This window comes from Telluria sp. ZT3P26 (genome assembly GCF_059686035.1).
On sequence record NZ_JCASII010000006.1, the window covers coordinates 152,662 to 174,250 of the forward strand.

General features: G+C 67.8%; 18 protein-coding genes. 11 read left to right on the top strand and 7 right to left on the bottom strand.

Annotation, left to right across the window (positions count from 1 at the left end):
• Positions 1-17: 17 nt before the first annotated feature.
• The 5 genes from AC56LN_RS19490 (at position 18) to AC56LN_RS19510 (ending at position 5,145) form a co-directional block, all read left to right on the top strand.
• Complete coding sequence (locus AC56LN_RS19490) at positions 18-284, top strand: antitoxin Xre/MbcA/ParS toxin-binding domain-containing protein (RefSeq protein ID WP_499574231.1); 267 nt, start codon at positions 18-20, stop codon at positions 282-284.
• Positions 281-844 carry a DNA-3-methyladenine glycosylase I gene (locus tag AC56LN_RS19495; RefSeq protein ID WP_499574233.1) on the top strand — a complete coding sequence of 188 codons (564 nt, stop codon included), beginning with the start codon at positions 281-283 and terminating at the stop codon, positions 842-844. Before AC56LN_RS19490 ends, AC56LN_RS19495 begins: the two co-directional genes overlap by 4 nt.
• The gene (gene mnmC1 / locus AC56LN_RS19500) at positions 810-2,516 is read left to right on the top strand and encodes an FAD-dependent 5-carboxymethylaminomethyl-2-thiouridine(34) oxidoreductase MnmC1 (protein ID WP_499574235.1); all 1,707 of its coding nucleotides are present in this window, start codon (positions 810-812) and stop codon (positions 2,514-2,516) included. The genes AC56LN_RS19495 and mnmC1 overlap by 35 nt, the downstream gene beginning before the upstream one ends.
• 116 nt (positions 2,517-2,632) lie before the next feature.
• Entirely contained in the window at positions 2,633-3,334 is a 702-nt protein-coding gene (locus tag AC56LN_RS19505; RefSeq protein WP_499574237.1) for a sensor histidine kinase, read from the top strand.
• Positions 3,331-5,145, top strand: a complete 1,815-nt coding sequence (locus tag AC56LN_RS19510; protein ID WP_499574240.1) for a tetratricopeptide repeat protein — start codon at positions 3,331-3,333, stop codon at positions 5,143-5,145. The genes AC56LN_RS19505 and AC56LN_RS19510 overlap by 4 nt, the downstream gene beginning before the upstream one ends.
• Here AC56LN_RS19510 and AC56LN_RS19515 read toward each other — a convergent pair.
• From AC56LN_RS19515 to AC56LN_RS19545, 7 genes are all read right to left on the bottom strand, one after another.
• Positions 5,142-8,288 (bottom strand): patatin-like phospholipase family protein, encoded by a 3,147-nt coding sequence (locus AC56LN_RS19515; protein WP_499574242.1) that lies wholly within the window; start codon positions 8,286-8,288, stop codon positions 5,142-5,144. The genes AC56LN_RS19510 and AC56LN_RS19515 overlap by 4 nt on opposite strands.
• A 111-nt stretch (positions 8,289-8,399) precedes the next feature.
• The gene (locus AC56LN_RS19520) at positions 8,400-9,059 is read right to left on the bottom strand and encodes a PhaM family polyhydroxyalkanoate granule multifunctional regulatory protein (RefSeq protein WP_499574245.1); all 660 of its coding nucleotides are present in this window, start codon (positions 9,057-9,059) and stop codon (positions 8,400-8,402) included.
• 76 nt (positions 9,060-9,135) lie between these two features.
• Positions 9,136-10,134 carry a Bug family tripartite tricarboxylate transporter substrate binding protein gene (locus AC56LN_RS19525; protein ID WP_499574247.1) on the bottom strand — a complete coding sequence of 333 codons (999 nt, stop codon included), beginning with the start codon at positions 10,132-10,134 and terminating at the stop codon, positions 9,136-9,138.
• Between the two features lie 85 nt (positions 10,135-10,219).
• Positions 10,220-10,948 (bottom strand): SDR family NAD(P)-dependent oxidoreductase, encoded by a 729-nt coding sequence (locus AC56LN_RS19530; RefSeq protein ID WP_499574249.1) that lies wholly within the window; start codon positions 10,946-10,948, stop codon positions 10,220-10,222.
• A gap of 89 nt (positions 10,949-11,037) precedes the next feature.
• Positions 11,038-12,240 (bottom strand): 3-oxoadipyl-CoA thiolase, encoded by a 1,203-nt coding sequence (gene pcaF / locus AC56LN_RS19535; RefSeq protein WP_499574251.1) that lies wholly within the window; start codon positions 12,238-12,240, stop codon positions 11,038-11,040.
• 11 nt (positions 12,241-12,251) lie between these two features.
• Positions 12,252-12,914 carry a 3-oxoacid CoA-transferase subunit B gene (locus tag AC56LN_RS19540; RefSeq protein WP_499574253.1) on the bottom strand — a complete coding sequence of 221 codons (663 nt, stop codon included), beginning with the start codon at positions 12,912-12,914 and terminating at the stop codon, positions 12,252-12,254.
• A complete protein-coding gene (locus AC56LN_RS19545; RefSeq protein WP_499574255.1) occupies positions 12,902-13,579 on the bottom strand; it encodes a 3-oxoacid CoA-transferase subunit A in 678 nt (225 codons plus the stop codon). Before AC56LN_RS19545 ends, AC56LN_RS19540 begins: the two co-directional genes overlap by 13 nt.
• A gap of 175 nt (positions 13,580-13,754) precedes the next feature.
• Between AC56LN_RS19545 and AC56LN_RS19550 the strand changes: the two genes are divergently transcribed.
• The 6 genes from AC56LN_RS19550 (at position 13,755) to AC56LN_RS19575 (ending at position 21,576) form a co-directional block, all read left to right on the top strand.
• Positions 13,755-14,558 (top strand): IclR family transcriptional regulator domain-containing protein, encoded by an 804-nt coding sequence (locus AC56LN_RS19550; protein WP_499574256.1) that lies wholly within the window; start codon positions 13,755-13,757, stop codon positions 14,556-14,558.
• 45 nt (positions 14,559-14,603) lie between these two features.
• On the top strand, positions 14,604-15,737 hold the full coding sequence (locus AC56LN_RS19555) for a DUF3108 domain-containing protein (RefSeq protein WP_499574258.1): 1,134 nt from the start codon (positions 14,604-14,606) through the stop codon (positions 15,735-15,737).
• Between the two features lie 7 nt (positions 15,738-15,744).
• Positions 15,745-16,491 (top strand): DUF3108 domain-containing protein, encoded by a 747-nt coding sequence (locus tag AC56LN_RS19560; RefSeq protein ID WP_499574260.1) that lies wholly within the window; start codon positions 15,745-15,747, stop codon positions 16,489-16,491.
• Positions 16,492-16,649: 158 nt separating this feature from the next.
• Positions 16,650-18,029, top strand: coding sequence for a hypothetical protein (locus tag AC56LN_RS19565; protein WP_482897152.1), 1,380 nt, complete (start codon positions 16,650-16,652; stop codon positions 18,027-18,029).
• Complete coding sequence (locus AC56LN_RS19570; RefSeq protein WP_499574262.1) at positions 18,026-18,745, top strand: hypothetical protein; 720 nt, start codon at positions 18,026-18,028, stop codon at positions 18,743-18,745. The genes AC56LN_RS19565 and AC56LN_RS19570 overlap by 4 nt, the downstream gene beginning before the upstream one ends.
• An 8-nt stretch (positions 18,746-18,753) precedes the next feature.
• Positions 18,754-21,576 (top strand): ATP-binding protein, encoded by a 2,823-nt coding sequence (locus AC56LN_RS19575; protein ID WP_499574264.1) that lies wholly within the window; start codon positions 18,754-18,756, stop codon positions 21,574-21,576.
• The last annotated feature ends 13 nt before the right edge of the window (positions 21,577-21,589 follow it).

Here is a 21,589-nt window from a genome sequence, read left to right on the forward strand (position 1 = left end):
CCACCGAGACCCACACCATGACCGATCCAGAACGTCTTTCTCCCGACAGCATGAGCGCCTTGCAGGCCCGCTTCCAGGACCATTCGAGCAAGGCGCAGACCCATTACGCGGTCATGCACGAGGTACGCCAGGTGCTCGGCAGCATCGACGTCGCCGATGTCTGGATGACCACGCCCCAGGCCGCGCTTGGCGACAGCACGCCTGCGCAACTGGTCGCTGCCGGCCGCGTCGATGACGTGCTGGCCTGCCTGCGCCAGATGCCGCCGCGCGGCGCCAAGCGATGACCATCACCCGCTGCTCGTGGGCCAATATGGCCAACCCGCGCTACATTGCCTATCACGACCACGAGTGGGGCGTGCCATGTCACGATGAAACCACGCTGTTCGAGATGCTCAATCTCGAAGGTGCGCAGGCCGGCCTGTCGTGGGAAACCATCCTGAACAAGCGCGACACGTACCGCGCCGCCTTCGATGGCTGGGATGCGCACAAGATTGCGGCCTACGACGACGCCAAGAAGGCCGAGCTGCTGGCCAATCCCGGCATCGTGCGCAACCGCCTGAAGGTGGCGGCGGCGATCACCAATGCGCGGGCCTACCTGGCCATGCGCGAGCAGGGCCTGACGCTCGACGCCTACCTGTGGGGCTTCGTCGACGGCGCGCCGATCGTCAACGACTGGCCGGACGGCGCCCGCCCGGCACGCACCGACCTGTCCGACCGCCTGTCGAAAGACCTGGGCAAGCGCGGTTTCAAGTTTGTCGGTTCGACCATCGTGTATGCCTACATGCAGGGCATCGGCATGGTCGATGACCATGACCGCGACTGCATCTGTCGCACGCGGCGCTGACATGCCGATGCAGGACCACTGGCGTGGCCGCACGCGCTACACCGTCTTCGACAGCGACCATGGCGATGGCGCGCGCGTTGCCGCGCTGGTCGCGGCCTGGCGCGCCGACCCGCAGCGTCCGCAGCACCTGCACATCGTGGCGCTGGCGCCCGATCTGCAGCCGGGCTTTCACCGCATCCCGCAAGCCGACGCTGGCGTCACGCCGGGCGTCACCCTCGACCTGCTGGCCGCGCCGCTCGAGAGCGCGCTGGCCGAACTCAATGCGCACTTCGATTGCATCCGGCTGCACGCCCCCGCCGGCAGCGCCTTTGCGCGACCACTGGCGCGCCTGACGACACTTGGCGCGCGCCTGGTTGCATCGGGTCTGGATGACGCGCAGAGAACCGCTCTGGCAGCGCAAGGCTTCGTATTCGACAACGACGACATCGCGATCTTCGCCAGCCGCAAACCGCGCCTGCCCGTCACGCCGGAACCCGTCCGCCACGCGCTGGTGCTGGGGGCGGGCCTGGCCGGCTGCGCACTGGCCGCGCGCCTGTGCGCGCGCGGCTGGCAAGTCACGCTGATCGAGCGGCACCCCGAGGTGGCAATGGAAGCGTCGGGCAACCTGGCCGGCATCTTCATGCCGCTGCTGTCGCGCGACGACAATGTGCCGACGCGCCTGACGCGCGCCGCCTACCTGTACGCATTGCGCCTGTGGGACCAGCTGGGCGGCGTCGGCCAGGCGTTCGACGGCGCCCCTTGCGGCGTACTGCAACTGGCGCGCGATGCCGATCACGCGGCGGTCTCGCGCGCCATCGCAAACGATGGCAGCGTCCCGCCTGATTTCGCGCGCTGGCTCGAATCCCCGGAGGCCGAGGCCTTGCTTGGCCTGCCGGCGCCGGATGGCGGCTGGCTGTTCCCGCAAGGCGGCTGGGCGCGTCCGGGCAGCGTCTGCGAAGCGTTGCTGGCCTCGTGCGGCGCGCGCCTGACGCGGTGCTTCGGTGCCGGTGACGTGACGCTGGCGCGAGAAGGCGACAACTGGCTGGCACGCGCGCCCGATGGCGCCATGCTGGCCACCGCCCCGACGGCGGTCCTGGCCAGCGGTGCCGGCGCGCGTCGCATGGCGCACACCGCCGATCTGCCGCTGCAGGCCCTGCGCGGCCAGGTCACGCACCTGCCGCCGGGCGCAGCGCCGCAGTTGCCGCTGGTGCTGTGCCGCGAAGCCTACCTGACGCCGTCCGCGCAGGGCGTGCTGTGCGCCGGCGCGACCTATGACCTCGACGCCGATCCCGCGCTGCGCGCCAGCAGCCAGCTGGAAAACGTGGCGCGCCTGCGCGCGCTGGTGTCCAATCCACACGCAGCGGATGCTGCGCCACTGGCGGGGCGCGTGGGGTTCCGCTGCGTGGCGCCGGACCGCCTGCCGCTTGTCGGCCGCCTGCCCGACTTCGGCGCCGTCGGCAGCACCGAGCGCCTGCGCGACGTGCCGCGCCATCCGGGGCTGTACGGCCTCCTGGGCTATGCGTCACGTGGCCTGATCTGGGCGCCGCTGGCAGCCGAACTGCTGGCGGCCCAGTTGGAAGGCGAGCCGCTGCCGCTGGAAATGACACTGGTCGATGCGCTCGATCCGGCCCGCTTCGTGTTGCGTGCACGCCGCGGCGCCCGGCAGCCGGCCAGCAGCGCGGGCGACCTGTAGCTGTTGCGTTGCCGCAAATGTGCGCTCATCCCGGGCAATCGCGTCCAGACTGTGGCGGTCGAGCCGGTATAATTTACCGGTAGCAATTATCAACCGCCGAAGGAGGCTTGTTCGCGATGGAAGATGCACCACATTCGCCCGAGCTGTTCCTGTTTCTCGCGGTGACTGCGCACGACATGAAGAACTCGATCAGCGTGCTGTCCAGCACGCTCGAGCGGCTGCTCGACGGCGCCACGCCCGAGACCGAGAAGGCGTACGGCCAGATGGGGCAGATGCTGTACCAGACGCGCCGCCTGAACGACAACCTGATGCAACTGCTCGCGCTGTACAAGCAGGTCGGCAAGCCCGGCTACCCGTTCGATGTGCAGCCGCTCGAAGTCGGGCAGGTCGTCGAGCAGGTCGTGGCGCTCTCGCGCGTGCTGCTCGAGTCGCGCGGCATCCGGCTCGAACTCGATGTCGATCCCGAACTGCTTGTCCACGTCGACGAAGACCTGATCGTCGGCGTCGTTTCGCACGCGGTCAATAATGCGCTGCACTACACGCGCGACCGCATTCTGCTGGCCGCGCGCGAGGTCGACGGGCAGTTCGAGATCCGCGTCGAAGACAACGGCGCCGGTTTTCCGCCGGCCCTGCTGGCAGCCGGCACGCCCGAAAGCGGCGACATCGGTGTCAATTTTGCGACCAACAGCGCGGGTCTGGGCCTGTATTTTTCGAGCGAGGTGGCGCGCATGCACCAGCATCGCGGGCGCCACGGCGCGGTGCGGCTCGAGAACGGCGGCCAGCTGGGCGGCGGCTGCTTCATCCTGACACTGCCATGACCGCGCCCGCCGCCGCCATCGCAGCCCTCGTGCCCACGCCCACCCCTGCGGGGCCCACGCCCGCCTTGCCCAAGGTCCTCGAACAGATCGACTGGGCCAGCAAGCATTACCTGATCGTCGACGACTTTGCCGGCATCCGCCAGCTGCTGCGCGAAAGCCTGCGCAGCCTGGGCGCGCGTACGATCGACCAGGCCTCGAGCGGCGGCGAGGCCATGAGCCTCCTGACCAAGACACGTTACGACGTCGTGCTGTGCGATTACAACCTGGGAGAGGGCAAGAACGGCCAGCAGGTGCTGGAAGAAGCGCGCATCCGCCAGTTGCTGCTGCCATCGAGCGTGTTCGTGATGGTCTCGGCCGAAAAGAGCGTCGAATCGGTGATGGGCGCGGCCGAGCACCAGCCCGACGCCTACCTCGTCAAGCCGATCACCGAAGGCGTGCTGCTGTCGCGCCTGAACCGCGTGTGGCGCCGCAAGCAGATCTTTCGCCTGATCGACCAGGCCTTCATGGAAAAGGATTACCTGCGCGCCGCGGCCCTGTGCGACGAGCAGATCGCCGCCAACCGCACGCACGTGATCGAGCTACTGCGCATGAAGGCGCGCATGCTCGAGCGCAGCGGCCAGCCGGCGCTGGCGCGCGCCGTGTACGAGCAGGTGCTGGCACAGCGCGAATACCACTGGGCCCGCGCTGGCCTGGGCAAGATTCGCCTGGCCGACGGCGACTTCGAGCAGGCGCGCCAGATGTTCCAGACCGTGATCGCCGAGAACCGCCACTACATCGACGCCTACGACCAGCTGGCGCAGGCCTACCAGGGCCTGGGCCGGCACGACGAAGCCGCCGCGATTCTGGAGCGCGCGGCCAAGCTCTCGCCCAACTCGGTGCCGCGCCAGCGCAACCTGGGCCAGGCCGCGCTCAAGCTGGGCAATGTCGTGCTGGCCGAAAAGGCGTTTCGCAAGTGCCTGGTGATCGGCGAATACTCGATCCGCAAGACGCCCGATGCCTACCTTGGCCTGGCGCGCGTGTGCGGCCTGAAAAACAATACCAAGGATGCGCTGCAACTGCTGCAACTGGCCCAGCGCGACTTCGGTGGTGAATACGACGACATGGCGCTGCGCGCCAAGATCACCGAAGGCCTGATCCACCACGAGAGCGGCGACTACCGCAACGCGCGACGCGCCGGCGATGAGCTCGAGACGATGCTGGGCGAGGACCCGAAGCGGCCCGGCACGGCGATCTGCATCGAGATGGCGACCCTGCTGTTTGCGGTGGGCGTGAAGGACACGCCGGGCGAGGTGCTGGCCCACGTGGTGCGCAACAACCACGACAACAGCCTGCTGCAGGATGAAGTCCAGGCCATCTTCGACAAGGCGCGCCTGAGCGACGAGGGCGCCGCCATCATCCGCGCCGCGCGCAAGGAAGCGGTCGACCTGATGAACCAGGGCGTCGTGCTGTGGAAGAGCGGCAAGCTGCCCGACGCCGTCAAGTGGATGCGCATGGCGCGCGGACGGGTGCCGGACAATGTGCGGGTGCTGTTCAACGCCGTGCAGATTTCGATCTCGCACATGCAGCAGGAAGGCTATGACGAGGAACTCGACGTCGAGGCACGCATGGTGCTCGAACACGTCGACAAGCTGCAGCCGGGGCAGCAGCGCTTCGCGCAGCTGATGGAACAGTTGCGCGGGTTGCAGCCGAAAGCCGATCCGGCGCCGCCGCCTGCACCGGTGGATGCGCCCGAGCAGAAGGAAGAAGCGGCCGGGACGCCGGCCGAATCGACGCCGGCGCCGAAGCCCACGCACAGCAACCGCTTCGCTTAGCGCACCGGCCCGTGCTGGCGCAGCAATTCCGCGCACAGCACGTCGAGATCGCAGCCGCCATCGGCCTGCGTTGCCGCCCGCGCTGCATCGCCCAGCGCGCCCGCCAGCACGTGTTCGCCCAGCGCGCGGTAGCTCTCGAAACGCGCTTCATCGAACCAGCCGTCGGCCAGGCTGTCGTGCGGGTAGTCGGGATGCAGCTTGCGGTAATTGAGCAGGTCGGCGTTTTCGGTGCCGACGATGGCCGGTTTGACGTACAGGATGACGCCATCGCCGGCAGCGCCGTCGGCCTGGCCGTAGCGGATGCTGCCGGCGGCGCAGCTGGCGCTGCACATGCCGGTCTCCGGCGCGACCGCAAGGCGCGCCACATCCAGGTCAATCCGCACGTGCAGGTCGGTGGCGCAGCGCCGGATCGCGTTGCCCAGGTCTTCGAACGCATGTTCGCGGTCGCTGCCCACGTCCACCGCGATCACCAGGCGGCAGCGGCGCCGCACCAGTTCGTAGATGCCCAGGTTGTCGAAGTGGCCGCCATCGCTCAGGTGCACGTAGCCGGCGTCCGCATCGAGCTGGCCGAACAGCTCGGCCAACAGGCTGAACAAGCCAATGGGCGGCGAGGAACTGGTCCAGGTCGGGCGCGCGGGGTTCGGGCACCAGCGTCCCAGGCGCACATTGAACATCGTCATCAGGAAATTCAGCGGCGCCGACGAATGCGCGCCCATGTTCGGACTGGCCGCGGCGCCCGACAGCGCCACCGCCATCCCAAGCCGCACGCCGGCGTCATCGTCCAGGCCAACGCCCGCCTGCGCGGCATAGCCGGCGGTGGGGCGGTAGCAGCCGGCGCCGCCGGGACCGGGCTGTTCGTAGCCGCACCAGCGCGGCGTGAATGCAAATGCCGCAGTACGCCGCGTCTGCCATGCCAGTTCTTCGCCATCCACCAGGTTCAGCGCGGTGTTGACGATCGGGTACGGGCGCGCGTTTTTGAGATCGGCGAGCAGCATGTCGTCGCCCGGGTCGAAGCCGGTGAACGGGTGCGGCCGTCGCGCGCGGTTGGCGGCGCCGAACCAGGCGCGCACGACGCGGTTCCGGTACAGCATGTACAGCGAAAACTTGTTGATGTCGACGCGCCAGCCGAGCACCAGTGCGGCGCCCAGAAAACCCGCAAACGCCACCAGCAACGTACTGCCCCGGGTCGCCAGCGTGGCGTTCGCGTGCGCCTGCAACACGCACGCGAACGTGGCGCCCGGACAGTCCAGGTGCGGGCGCGCCACCGTCAGCTGCACCAGGCTGCCGAGCAGCGCGAAGATCCCGACCGTGAACAGATACGGTGCCAGGCGCGCCACCAGTTCGAGCTTCGGATCGCGCGCGACGCGGGCCCCCGTGGCGCCACCGCTGCCGGCCTTCAGGCCGAACGCCGTCGTGGCCAGCCAGCCAAGCAGCGTGGCCAGGTTCGACCACGGCGCATACGTGAGCCAGGCCCAGTGCAGCAGCGGCGCGAAGAAGAAGCACACACCGTGGACGGCCAGCCAGCCGAGCGCGAAGATCGCCGTCCAGGCGCCCTGGCGGCTCCACCACTCGCGGCTCGCGTCGCTGTACTGGCGGCCGATCAGGCCGATCATCAGGTTCATCGTGACGGCAAACAGCGCCATCATTGATGGCATGCCGAAGGTGGCCAGCGCGACCGCGTTGTTGAATAGCGGATGCGTGCCGGGCGCCGGCAGCAGCGCCAGCGCGCACAGCAGCAGCACGGTGCCCAGCGTGAGCGCGCCCATCGCGCAGGCAAAGTGCGACAGGCCTTCGCCCAGTTCTGCGCGCGTCAGGTCGCGCGGCGGCTGATCGGCGCGCAGGCGCGTGTACATGACCAGCCAGAGCGCAAACACCAGCAGCAGTGCCACGCCGCCGCACAGCCACCACGACAGCGGCGCGCCGCCGTCCGGCAGCCACGCCACCATCGCCGGTGCGAAGGTACGCGCGGCGTCGAGCATGACCAGCAGCACCGCCAGGGCGCCGGCGCTGCAGACGGTATAGCCGGCGCGCCGGTAGGGACTGGACCGGTCGTGCGCCAGATACCAGCCGCAGGCCCAGACAATGAAGTAGACCACGCCCGGCGCGAGCAGCCAGTACGGCCGCGCGGCCAGTTGCGGCGGCAGCAGCGTCGCGGGCGAAGCGCCGCCGTGGCGCCACAGCGCGAGGCTGCCGAGAAAGCCCGCCAGCAGCAGCGGCAGGTTGATGCACCACAGGACTGCGCCCTGCGACAGCGGAAAGCGGCGCCGGCCACGCGAGCTTTCCGGCTTGCTGGAGACCGACAGCGCGATGCAGAACACGGCGCACAGGAACAGCAGCACGGCCGCGATCCAGGCGGCGTCGCCCAGGTGGGTCCACGGCCCGCCCGGCGCCACGACCCGATGCACGCCCCAGACGGCACAGCGCGGCAGCAGCAGCAGCGCGCACAGCCAGGCCACCAGCATGGTCAGGTTCAGGCCCGTGTTGCGCAGATAGATGCCGAGCAGGGTCCAGGTATCGGCGCTGAACATGCCGCCCTGCGGCGACAGGTAGTTGCTGTACTGGCGCAGGAAGCGCAGTTCGGGCGCTTCGCCGCTGCCGGCCGGCGGCGCCAGCAGGGCTTCGACCTGGTGGATGTCGTTGCCATGCGCGTGCAGGCAGCGTGCCAGCCAGCCGCCGACAAAACCGCCGCCCGACACGGTGGACAGGTAATCGATCCGGCCCAGCAAGCGGTGGCGTGCCAGCGCCTGCAGGGCGCCCAGGCCGAACGTGGCGCTGCGCACGCCGCCGCCGGACAGGGCCAGGCCGGTGAGCATGCCGTCGTGGGCGCGTGCAGACAAGCGTGCGTGGTCGGGCGGCACGCCGGCATCCAGTGGTTCGCTGCTGGCGGGCCGCAGCAGATCGAGTTCGTCGCGCAGCACTTCGCCAAACAGCAGGCCGGCGCCGAGGTCCAGGCAGCGCAGCGTGTCGGCATCGATGGTGCTTGCCGGCGCCAGGCCGTGACGGCGACGCAGCCGCACGAACGCGTCGTGCAGTTGGCTGATCGTGGTGGCGTGCGGTGGGGGATGGCAGCCGGCGGCGGCCAGCTTGCGGCGCAGGTCGTCGACCTGCGATGGTGTCAGGTGGGACAGGTCACTGGGCAGCATGGCGCGCTCCGGCTGGACGACAGGCGCGGCCGCGAAAGGCGGGCCGCCCGATCAGTTCAGCACGGTTTATGCGCGTGCGCTACCAGCCCCGTCAATGGGGCGCTACCGGCGTCAGGGCTTGTCGGCCTTGCCGCGGTTGGTGCGCCGGGCGCGCGCTGCCGGTTCCGCCGATGGTGCATCGGGCGGGGCGGCTGCAGGGTCGGCCGCGTCGGCGCCTTCAGCGCCCTCGGGCGGGATGGTGCTGGCCACGGCATGGCGGAACTGGTCTTGCAACAAGTTCCACCAAGCCATGGCGGCTGGCATGGCAGCGCCTGCGGCATCCGGTGCAGCCTGCGCCGGGTCGGGCGGCGGCGGCGGTGCCGCTGGCGCTGGTGGCGTTTGCGGCGTTTGCGCCGCAGCAGCCGGCGTGGCCGCCTGCGCCATCTGCGCGAAGAATTGCGCGAACGGCGCGACTGACGATTCGCCGACCTTCGTCTGGCCCATGGCCTGGGCCATGCTGTCGCCCATCGCCTTGAGCGTGGCCAGTGTGCCGCGCTGGATTTCCAGGGCCTGGATCGTACCGTGCAGCATGTTCTGGTTGAGCGTGAGCCAGGCCTCGACCGCCTTCAGGTCGGCAATCTTCTTGTCCAGGTCTTCCACCGACATGCCGGCGCCGGGCATGGCGGGCATGCCGGCCATGCCCGGAACGGTGCCGGGAATCTGCATGCCGCCCCACAGGTTCTTGACGAAGTCGAGGGTGTCGGTCATTCCGGGCATCGGCGGCTTGAGCATGTGGCGTCTCCTTGGTTGGTGCAGCTAGCGTAGCAGATAACGCCGGGGCAAACCACGCCCCGCACATCACGGCAGCTTACTGCGCCGTCGCGCCGGACTGCTTGACGATCTTGCCCCACTTGACCGTCTCGCTGCCGATGAAGGCGGCGAACTGCGCCGGTGTCTCGCCGGCTGGTTCGGCGCCTTGTTCCAGCAGCTTTTTCTTGACGTCCGGATCGGCCAGCGCCTTGAGGATCACCGCGTTCAGTCTGGCCACGACGGGTGCCGGCGTCTTGGCCGGCGCCAGCAGGCCGAACCACGACGTGGCTTCGTAGCCGGGCACGCCCGCTTCGGCGATCGTCGGCACGTCGGGCAGCGCCGGCGAGCGCTGCGCCGTGGTGACGGCCAGGGGGCGCAGCTTGCCGGCTTTGACGTGGCCGATGGCCGACGGCATATTGTCGAACATGATCGCGATATGGTTGCCAAGCAGATCATTGACGGCCGGCGCGCTGCCCTTGTAGGCCACGTGCTGGATGTCGACCCCGGTCATCTGGTTGAACAGTTCGCCGGACAGGTGGATCGACGTGCCGCTGCCGGACGAGCCGAACGTGACCTTGCCGGGGTTGGCCTTGGCATACGCCATCAGCTCCTTGACGGTCTTGAACGGCTGCGCCGGATTGGCCACCAGCAGGTTCGGCACCAGCGCCACGCGCGTGAGCGGGGCGAAATCCTTGATCGGGTCGAATCCCAGTTTCGGATACAGGCTCTGGTTGATGGCATGGGTGCCGACCGTGCCCATGAGGATGGTGTAGCCGTCCGGCGCGGCGCGCGCCACGAGCTGGGTGCCGATATTGCCGCCTGCGCCCGCGCGGTTGTCGATGATGACCGGCTGGCCAAGGTCCTTGCTCATGTATTGCCCCAGCACGCGTGCCAGGATGTCGGTCGTGCCACCGGCCGAGAACGGGACGATGATCGTGATGGCCTTGGAAGGGAAGGCCTGGGCCTGCGCCGCCAGCGGCGTCAGGGCCAGCAGGCCGAGGGCCGACGCGGCGGCAAGGGTGAGGGTACGGCGGGTCGACAGGAAAGTACGTGACATGATGGGTCTCCAATAAGGACAACGGGTGCGGCGAAATGGACCGGGCACGCGCGCAGGCGGCAGCCAGGCCTTGTTGCTGATCGAATCAGACCGGGGCCACGCCCAGCGTGGTGCCGCCACACACATACAGCACCTGGCCGGTGACGAAACCGTTGTCGGGCGACAGGAAAAAGGCAGCGGCGCGCGCCACGTCGTCCGGCGTTCCGAGGCGGCCCACCACGATGCTGTCGATGATGCGCCGGGTCTGTGGCGCGCCGTCGGGATTGCTGTTGTGGAAGAGTTCAGTTGCGATCGGTCCCGGCGCCACGGCATTGACGGTGATGCCGTCGCCGCCCAGTTCCAGCGCGAGCGTGCGTGTCAGGCCGATCAGGCCGGCCTTGGTGGCGGCGTACACGATGCGCTCGGCCTTGCCCAGCGCCGCGCGCGAGGCGATGTTGACGATGCGGCCGTGTCCCGATGCGCGCAGCGCGGGCAGGAACGCCTGGATCAGCAGGATGGCGGCCTTCAGATGCAGGTCGACGACATGGTCGAGATCCTCCATCGTGGCCGTGTCGATGGTGCCGGGGCGGGTGGCGCCAGCATTGTTCACCAGCGCCGTCACGTTGTAGGCGGCGGCGATCTGCTGCGCGATGATGCGGGTCTCGTTCTGGCGTGTCAGGTCGGCCTGGAACGACACGAGCTGGTCGTGCCGCCAGTCGGGCTGGCGGTAGTCGAGATTGATGACCGTGCGGCCTTGCGCGATCAGCGTTTCGCAGATGGCCCGGCCAATGCCGGCGCTGCCGCCGGTGACCAGTGTCACGTCTTGTCGATGCATTTTGTCTCCTTGTATTTTTACAGGAAAGCGCTGGCGTCGGGCGCCGGCTGCTTGACGAACCAGGGTAGGGCGGGTCTTCTCCTTTGTAGTCAGACGCGTTCGATGATCAGCGCGATGCCTTGCCCCACGCCGATGCACATGGTGCACAGCGCGTAGCGCCCGCCGCTGCGCTCGAGCTGGAACAGGGCGGTGGTGGCCAGGCGCGCGCCGCTCATGCCCAGCGGATGGCCCAGCGCGATCGCGCCGCCCTGCGGGTTCACACGCGGATCGTCGTCGGCCAGCCCCAGTTCGCGCAGCACGGCCAGGCCCTGCGCGGCAAACGCTTCGTTCAGTTCGATCAGGTCCATCTGCGCCAGCGTCAGGCCCGTCTGGCGCAGCAGCTTGTGCACGGCTGGCACCGGGCCGATGCCCATGATGCTGGGCGCCACGCCGGCCGTGGCCATGCCCACGATGCGTGCGCGCGGCGTGAGTCCGTGGCGCGCTGCTGCCGCGCCGCTGGCCACGAGCAGCGCGCAGGCGCCGTCATTGATGCCCGACGCATTGCCCGCCGTGACCGTGCCGTCGGCGGCGACCACGGGCGCAAGCCGTGCCAGCGCCTCGAGCGTCGTCGCGCGCGGGTGTTCGTCGTGTGACAACACGAGCGCCGCACCTTTTTTTTGCGGGATTGTCACGGCCACGATTTCAGCGTCGAACAGGCCTGCCGCGCGGGCGGCGGCGGTCTTGGTCTGGCTGGCCAGCGCAAAGCGGTCCTGGTCGGCGCGGCTGATGCCGAAGTCGCGCGCGACGTTTTCTGCCGTCTCTGGCATCGTCGCCACGCCATACTGCGCCTGCAGCGCCGGATTGATGAAGCGCCAGCCCATCGTCGTGTCCTGCAACCCTGCCTGGCGCGAGAAGGCGCTGTCGGCCTTGCCCATGACGAACGGCGCGCGCGTCATCGATTCGACGCCGCCGGCGATGATCAGGGCCGCTTCACCGGTCCTGATCGCGCGCGCCGCGATGCCCAGCGCGTCGAGCCCCGAGCCGCACAGGCGGTTGACGGTGGTCGCGCTGACCTGCTCCGGCAGGCCGGCCAGCAAGGTGGCCATGCGCGCCACGTTGCGGTTGTCTTCGCCGGCCTGGTTGGCGCAGCCGAGAATCACGTCGTCGACCTGCGACCAGTCGACATCCGGGTACCGCGCCATCAGGGTGCGCAAGGGGATGGCGGCCAAGTCGTCGGCGCGCACGTCCTTCAGGGCACCGCCGTAGCGGCCGATGGGCGTGCGGACGGCATCGCAAATATACGCATCGTGCATGGTGGCTCCTGTTACGGTTGGTCGGTGCGCGCCTGCGTCGCATCCGTCAAGGTCAGCCCGGTCAGGCCTTCGAGTTCGGCGAACGACAGGCCGTCGACGATCTCGCGCACCGCCAGGCCGGCGGGCGTCACGTCGAGCACGGCCAGGTCGGTGTAGATGCGGCTCACGCACGCGAGGCTGGTGAGCGGATAGGTACAGCGCTCGACGATCTTGCTGGCACCGTCACGTGTCTGGTGTTCCATCATGACGAACACGCGCTTGGCGCCGATGGCCAGGTCCATCGCGCCGCCGACGGCCGGAATCGCGTCCGGGCCGCCGGTATGCCAGTTGGCCAGGTCGCCCCGCACGGACACCTGGAATGCGCCGAGTACGCAGATGTCCAGGTGCCCGCCGCGCATCATCGCGAACGAATCGGCGTGGTGGAAGTAGCTGCCGCCGGCCAGCAGCGTCACCGGCTGCTTGCCGGCATTGATCAGGTCTTCGTCTTCGTCGCCGGGGGCAGGGGGCGGGCCCATGCCGAGCAGGCCGTTTTCACTGTGCAGGAATATCTCGCGGTCCGGGGGCAGGTGCGCGCCGACCATCGTCGGCAGGCCGATCCCCAGGTTCACGTAAGCGCCTTCGGGAATGTCGCGCGCGACGCGCGCGGCGATCTGGTCACGGGTCAAGCGTTGCATGCGGGTTCTCCCAGTACGACACGCTGAACAAAAATGCCCGGCGTGACGATGGCTTCCGGATCGAGCTCGCCCAGGTCGACCACGCGGGTGACCTGGGCGATGGTGCAGCGCGCCGCCATCGCCATGATCGGACCGAAGTTGCGCGCGGTCTTGCGGTACACCAGGTTGCCCCAGCGGTCGCCGTGGAAGGCCTTGATCAGCGCGAAGTCGGCGTGGATCGGCGACTCGAGCACATAGTGGCGGCCGTCGATGAGGCGCGTTTCCTTGCCGGCCGCCAGATCGGTGCCGTAGCCGGTGGGCGAAAAGAAGCCGCCAATGCCGGCGCCGGCGGCGCGGATGCGCTCGGCCAGGTTGCCCTGCGGCGTCAGTTCGAGTTCGATCTCGCCGGCCCGGTACAGCGCGTCGAACACGTGCGAATCTGCCTGGCGCGGGAACGAGCAGATGATCTTGCGCACGCGGCGCGCCTTGAGCAGCGCTGCCAGGCCGGTGTCGCCGTTGCCGGCATTGTTGTTGACGATGACGAGGTCGCGCGCTCCCTGGGCGATCAGCACGTCGATCAGCGCGGCAGGCATGCCGGCGGTGCCGAACCCCCCGATCAGGATGGTCGCGCCATCGGGGATGTCGGCCACCGCTGCCTCCAGCGAAGGGGAAATCTTGTCGATCATGGTGCAGGTCCTTTCCAGCGCAAGACGCTCGTTGACACTGTTCGATAATCGCACTAATGTCTGATCACTGAACAGGTGAATCGAGTGTAGGAGCGTGCCGGCCCACGGCGCAAGACAGCTCGACGGAATGTGTTCGATTGCCGAACGGTTTATCACCTCATTGCCAAGGAGCACCATGAACACGCCACACGAGCCGGCTGAGCCAGCCACGGCGGACGTCGCTGCAAGCGACCCGAATTTCATGCTGTCGCTGGCGCGCGGCCTGGCGGTGCTGCAGGCATTCAGCGACCAGCGCCGCAGCCTGACGATTGCCCAGATCAGCCACCGTACAGCGATCCCGCGCGCCTCGGTGCGGCGCTGCCTGCACACGCTGATCGCGCTCGGTTACGCCAGTGCGGACGGCAACCAGTTCTCGCTCAAGCCGAAGGTGCTGTCGCTCGGTTACTCCTACTTGTCGTCGACGCCGCTCACGGTCTCGGCCCATCCCTACCTGAACCAGGTCAGCCGCAGCCTGAACGAATCCTGCTCGCTCGCCGTGCTGCAGGACGACGAAGTACTGTACGTGGGGCGTTCGGCGGCGTCGCGCATCATGTCGGTGTCGCTGACTACCGGCAGCCGCCTGCCGGCGTACTGCACGGCGCTGGGCCGGATGCTGCTGGCACACCTGCCGGCGCCCGATCTGGATGACTACCTGGCAAGGGTGCCGCTCAAGGCCATGACCGGGCGCACGGTGGTCAATCCCGAACGGCTCAGGACCATCCTGGCGGAGGTGCGCGAGGCCGGTTACGCGCTGGTGGAAGAAGAGCTGGAGGTCGGGCTGCGCTCGATCGCGGTGCCGGTGCGCGGCGCGTCGGGCAATGTGCTGGCGGCGCTGAATATCGGCGCGCACGCGGCGCGGGTATCACGGCGCAAGATGGAAGACGACTTCCTGCCGGTCCTGCGCGCGGGTGCGCAGGAGTTGTCGATCCTGCTGCCCTGATGCCGGCACGCGTGTCCATCCCGGCGCCCGCGCTACACTAGCGTCATGCCATCCGCACCGATTCTTCTTCCCCGTCGCCGCCGGCTGCTGCCAGTGGCGGTGGTCGTGCTGCTGCACTGGATCGTCCTGGCCGTGCTGCAGGGCGTCAGCCCGGTCCTGCCGCATCGGGCGGCATCCGGAGACGCGCCAGTCACGCTGGTGACCCAGCTGCTGCCGGTGGATGCGGCACCGATGCCTGCACCCGAACCGGTCCCGCTGCCCGAGGCCAGTCCGCCGCCATTGCCCCATGTGCCGCCGGTGCCGGTGGAAATCGCGGTACCCGACCGGCCAGGGGACATCACGCCGGTCATTGCCGCGGTGCCTGCCGCGGACGGTCCTGGCACCGCGCCGGCCGCGCCGGTGGCCGAGCCCACGCCCGTGGCGCCGGCCCCGCCGGCACCACCAGCACCCGGGCCGGCAGCGGCTGCACCGCCACCGCCACCGGCAGCACCGGAAGCCCGCCGCTACGTGGTCGACATGCCGCCGCCCGCAAAGATCACACTCGACGTTGCGCGCACCGACGCCGACGGCACCGAGTGGTCGGGCGAGGCACTGCTGGCCTGGCAACTGAACGCGGACAGCTACCGCATCCAGATCGAAGCGGGTATCCGCGTCGTGTTCGCGCGGGTCAATCTGGTGGTGTTGAAGAGCGAGGGCGCCGTGGCTGCGACGGGTTTCGCGCCCATCACGATGACCGAAAAGCGGCGCGGCCGCGCCATGACGGCCACCCATTTCAACTGGGGCAAGGGCGTGATCACGTTTTCGGCATCGGAAGCGACGCACCAATTGCCGGCCGGCGCCCAGGACAAGGCCAGCATCCCGCTGCAACTGGCGGCGATCGCGCGCGGCGATCCGAAGCAGCTCACCGGCGCCATCGATATTTTTGTTGGGGAAGACCGCGACGCGGTGATCTATCGCTTCACGGTGGTGGGGCAGGAAGCGATCGACACCAAACTCGGCACACTGCAAACCTGGCACCTGACGCGTCCGCCCCAACCGGGCTCGTACAAGTCGCGCCTGGACATCTGGCTGGCCCCGGCGCACGGCTGGTATCCGGTGCAGATTCGCAATAGCGAGGCAAACGGAGCAGTAACCACGCAAACAGTGAATAATATCGCCTTGGACCATTCAGGATCTTGATATGCCTATGAACAACATTCGACACATCGGTGCAGCCCTGGCGCTGACCTTCGCACTGGGTGGCGCGTCCGCCCAGCCCGCCCATCCGGCCGTCAAGCGCGCGTTCGAATTGCCGCCATCGGCTGATCTGGCCTACGACCTGGCCGCGCGCCAGAAAGGTCTGGCGCTGAAAGGCGACGCCACCGTCACCTGGCGCGCCAGCGACGGCAAATATGACGTGCGCTTCGAGTCGCGCGTGGCGATCCTGGGCACGCTGCTCGATAACCGCAGCCAGGGCGTCATCGATGCCTACGGCCTGGCGCCGACCGAGTTTTCCGAAAAGCGCATGCGCAAGGACCCGACTTCGATCACGTTCGATCGTGCTGCCAAAACGATGCGCTTCTCCGAAGGCGAGAAGACCTATCCGCTTAAGGGCGGAGAGCAGGACCGCGTCTCGGTCACGTGGCAACTGGCCGCCGTGGCGCGCGCCGCCGGCGACAAGTTCAAGCCCGGCTCGGAGTGGCCGTTCTTCGTGGCGGGGCGCAGCAGCGCCGAGACCTGGACCTTCAAGGTCGTGCGCAACGAAAAGGTCAAGACCGGCCTGGGCGAAGTCGATGCGATCCTCGTCACCCGCGCAGCCCTGAAAGGCAGCCGCGACCAGAGCGTGGACGTCTGGCTGGCGCCGGCGCACGAATACTATCCGGTCAAGATCCGCTTCACTGAAGGCGACAGGGAAACCATCGAGCAGACGCTCAAGAGCATCACCAGGTCGTAAGCGACAGCAGTGTTGCAGAGGCTGCCCCTGGGGGCAGCCATTCCGGAATTGCCCAGTCTTAACTGTTATACTGACGCCCCCGCGAAGCCGGCCGGGTCTGTTGTAACAAATGCACTGCAGACCCGCCTCGGCCGCGCACGAGACTGGTTATTAACACGATGATCGACCCCCAAGCCGGCGCGGCGCACGCTGCCGACGCCTCGACGACAGCGCAGGAACTTGATCCGCTGCAGGTGCACTTCCAGGATGGCATTGCACCCGACGAGATCGAGCAAGTCTTCCACCTCAAGCGTGCCCAGCCCATGCTGTCGGCCTTCACGGCCCTGTTCCACGGTTCGCAAGATGGCGTGCTGGTGCGTCTGCTCGTCCTGCGCGAACTGGCCGGCGACGCGTCCACGTCGGCGTTCTCGCGCGCCGACATCAACCAGAAGCTGGCCTATCTCGTTCCCGAAAGCCTGGAAACGGTGCTCAACCGCCTGCGCGGCCACGGCCTGCTGGCCTGGGATGCCCCGGCCGCCGTCTACCGGATCACGCCGCTGGCGCGCAACGTCTTGTCTGCGCTGGAAACCCTGCTGGCGCTGGGCAAGCCCGAAGGCGACGAAGCCGAGATGGGCTTCCTGCTGTCGCAGGTGGCCGGCGCCCAGGCCGTGGGCGGCGTCACGGTCGACCAGCTGAAACACCTGCTGGGCCGCCTGGTGGAACTGACCGAGGAGTTTCGCGATGCGATCGCGTCCGGCTCCGAGTTCCGCCTGCGCACCTCGCAGGCAAAGTGGCACATGGCCTGCGACTGGGTCGAGAAGGGCTCGGTCATCCTGCGCGCGATCACGTCCGACGAACGGGCCGACGCCGCCACGCACCGCGCCGCACAGGCAATCGGCCGCGCCCAGAGCGCACTGCTGAACATGCAGGGCATGTTCTCGCGCGCGCTGAACCAGATCGAACGCCAGCGCGTGCACCTGGGCCAGTCGGGCCTGTCGACCACCGACGTCAAGCGCTGGCTGCTGGCGCACGACGACCTGGCCAGCCTGGCCGCCGGCGCCATCGACCGCCCGGTCACGCCGCTGTTCGGCACCCCGGCCGAGATGATCGACGTGGCCGAAACCGAACTGCTGGCCGAGCGCATCATCTCGACCGGCCCGAAAGGCCTGCCGAGCGGCCAGGATGCGCCGCTGACAGTCAACGACAACCCGGCCATGCAGCTCGAGCTGAACGACTGGATCAACAAGCTGGCCGACTTCGCCAACCTGGGCAACTTCCCCGAATTTTCGAGTGTCGGCCCGCGCCGGGTGCAGCTGCATGAATCGCTGCTGCCGGCCACGTTCGCGCTGGCCTCGTACCGCGCCTCGCTGCTGCCGCTGCTGGGTGACGCGTCCGAAGCGAGCCTGCAGGGCGCGACCGCCGAACTGGCGCGCCTGCCGCTGACGTTCGTCTCGCTCGACGAGATGGTCCAGCTGAACGACCCGGAAGTGGCGGCCATGTCGGTCGCGACCCTTTCACTGAATGCCGATTCCACTCCTGATGGACAGCCTGCCCCATGAATGACGATGCACAAATCCTGATCGCGCGCCTGCTGACGCACCAGACCCTGCGCCGCGACGACAAGATGGTCAAGCGCGCGCTGTCGGACGACCAGTTCCGCGCCGAAGTCGACAAGCGCCTGCTCGAATCGGGCCTGAAGCTGCTCGACAACGTGTATGCCGACCACGTCACCGTGGCCCTGCACCGCAACGTCGAGCCGAAGATCTTCGGGGCCAAGGACATCTGGCAGAACAACAATTTCGGCCTGACGCGCGATGGCGTGGCCTTGCTGGTCGTGCTGTGGGCGCAGATCATCCTGCCCAAGCGCGAGCGCCAGGAAACCCACACGACGATCGACGACGACCAGAACGACATGTTCGAGAAGGAGCTGTCGATCCCGCGCGCCGAAGACACGTCGATCGGCATTTCGTACACGGCGCTGCTGTCGGACTTCGGCGACAAGCTGGGCAAGAAGACGCGCATGGACATGAACCTGGGCGTGCTGTCGAAACTCGGCTTCATCGAGCGCCGCGGCGACGTGATCCTGGAAGGCCCGCTGCTCGACCTGATGATGGACACCGACGTGCTCAAGGAGCGCATCATCAACGGCGCACTGTCCGAAGTCTTCAAGCGCGCCCCGCTGGCGGTGGTGCCGCGCCGCGCTGCGGCCAATGATGCACCGGCTGATGCACCCGACGCCGATCCCGACGCCGATGTCACCGACACCCCGAATTGAGATAGCCGATGTTCCACATTAAATCACTTGAACTGGTCCACTGGGATTACTGGCAGCGGATCAAGAACATCCCGCTCGACGCCAAGATCATCACGATCGCCGGCCAGAACGGCTCGGGCAAGACCACGCTGCTCGACGCGATGCGCACGCTGTTCGGGCTCGATTGCTCGATGGGCCGCACCTACAAACACTATGCGCGCCACTCGGGCCAGCAAAGCGCCTGGCTGCGCGCCGTCGTCGACAACAAGCCGGTGGGCCGCCAGTTGTCGAACCGGCCGTTTCGTCATTCGGGCTTTTTCGCCGACGATGAAGTCACGCTGTTCTGCCAGGTGCAGAAAAACGGCGGCGACTGGAAGCGCCAGTACCTGATGCGTCCCGGGAACGTCGAGATCGAGGAAGTGACCGAAGCGACCGACTGGCTGGGTGTGGAAAACTACCGCAAGCGCCTGGCGTCGGCCGGCCTGTCGCCGGCGATGTCGAAAGTGCTGGCGCTGGAGCAGGGCGAAACCGACAAGCTGTGCGAATACGCGCCGCGCCAGTTGCTCGACCTGGTGTTCCAGGTCTTCGGCGACAAGGAAGTGCTGGACGCCTATGACGAAGCCAAGCGCCACCAGCGTGACACCGAGACCGAACTGAAACGCTTCGAGGCCGAACTGGAAGCCTCGCGAACGAACCTCGAAGGCCTGCGCCTGCGCGTGGCGAATCACCATCAGTGGTCCGATCTGCACAAGGAAAAGCGCGAGCTGCACGAAGAAGTGCTGCCGGCGCTGCAGTATCACGAAGCACGCGAAAAAGCGCTGCTGGTTTCGCGCACGCTGCGCGAAGCGAAAAAGCCCCTGGTGCAGGCCGACGGTCAACTGGCCGAGAAGCGCAGCCAGCTGGCTAGCCAGCAGCGCGCGCTGACCGAAGCGCAGAAGCAGGAAACGCAGCTCGAGCAGGAGGGCGGCGAACTGGCCAAACGCCTGACCGAAGTGAACACGCGCCTGAAACCGCTGGAAAGCCTGCTGGAACAGCGCGACCGCCTGCAAAAGCTGTCGGCGGACGCCGGCGCGGACATCGCCGAAGTGGGCAAGCAGCTGGGTGAAAAAGAAGCCGAGCTGGCGCGCCAGAAGAGCGCGCGCGAGGCCGTGTCGACGAAGATCGCGGGCGAGCTGGCGACGATCTCCCAGTTGCAGGGCAAGAGCGCGATGCCGGAACCGGAAGCGCAGCGCCTGATGCGCCGCGCACTGCGCGACGAGGGCATCGCGCACGCCATGCTGTCGGACATCGTCGAAGTGACCGATCCGAAATGGCAGGGCGCGGTCGAAGGTGTGCTCGGTGGTTACGCATCGGTCGTGCTGCTCGAAAAAGCATCGGATGCCGCCAACGCCTACCGCCTGGCCGAGAAGGAGCGCTATCGCCACTTCATCGTGCCCGACTGCGTGACGGCGCCGGTCGTCAAGGATGACAGCCTGCTGTCGGTGGTGAGTTTCTCGGGCAAGGCGCCGGGCTGGCTGATCGACCAGCTGGAACGTATCGTGCGCGTCGATTCGGTCGACGACGGTTTCAAGAGCCGCTCGGACGAGTGGATCACGCCAGACGCCTACCACCGCGAACGCCGCGGTGGTCGCTCGCTGTTCGTCGAAGCATCGCGTTATCGCTTTGGCGCAGCCGGCAAGACGCAGCGCCTGGAAGCGATCCAGAAATCGCTGCCGGCGCTGGAACAGAAGGAAGACGCGCTGACGCTGGCGATCTCGAAGCTGGCCGCCGAAGTGGGCGGCCTGAAGGCGCGCATCGCCGGCGTGGACGCGGCCAAGGAACTGTCGGCCCGCCAGGAAGAGTTCGAGGAAGCCGCGCGCGCACTGGCGCCGCTCAAAGCCGAACGGATGGAAGTGGGCGCGCGTCTGGGCGAGCTGCAAACGCTGAGCAAGAACGCGACCGTCGCGCGCACCCGCGCCGACACCGTGTGGCAGAACGCGCGCATGGCGCTGTCGGAAGCCGAGGCGGGCATGCGCCTGAACCATCGCCGCCAGATCGACCAGCGCACCGAGCATGCGAAAGCGCTGCTGGAACTGCGCCGCAGCTGGCGCGCGGTGCCGGGCACCTGGAAGAATCCGAACTGGCGCGGCGACCTGGTGGCCAAGCACCAGAATGCGCACCAGGTCAATCTGCGCCTGGGGTCCCTTGAAGGTTCGCTGGCGCGTGACGACTGGGAACTCGACCCGACGGTGGTCGACCAGTACGCACGCCTGCACGACCAGCTCGAAAGCCGCCAGACGGAGACCGAGGAGCGCCGCTACCAGAACAACCGCGCGATCGAAGCGACCGGCAATGCGCGCGGCGCCTACATCGAGCGCCTGCGCTACACGATCAAGACCTACACCAAGAACATCCGCGAACTGGGTGGCCTGGCCGGGATCGACGTGCAGGCCGACCCGGTGCGCCTCGAGAACGACGACGTGCAACTGTCGCAGGCGGGCCTGCACGTGCGCTTCAAGTTCGACGGCAAGGACCAGATCGGGATGAACGACGGCGAAGCGTCGGGCGGCCAGCAGGTCATGAAGTCGCTGGTGCTGCTGATTGGCCTGCTCAAGTCCGAAGAAGGCTCGGGCGGCTTCGTGTTCATCGATGAACCGTTTGCCCACCTGGATATCCGCAACATCCAGCTGGTCGGCGAGTTCCTGAAGAACACCGATGCCCAGTACCTGATGACGACCCCGCTGACGCACAACACGGACGTCTACGACCCGTCGGAACTGACGCTCATCACGAGCAAGAAGAAGAAGGACCAGCAGTGGGCGCAGCCGATCTTCGTGCTGCAGCGCCGGAAGGAAGACGCGAAAGCGGCTTGATGCAAAAAAGGGA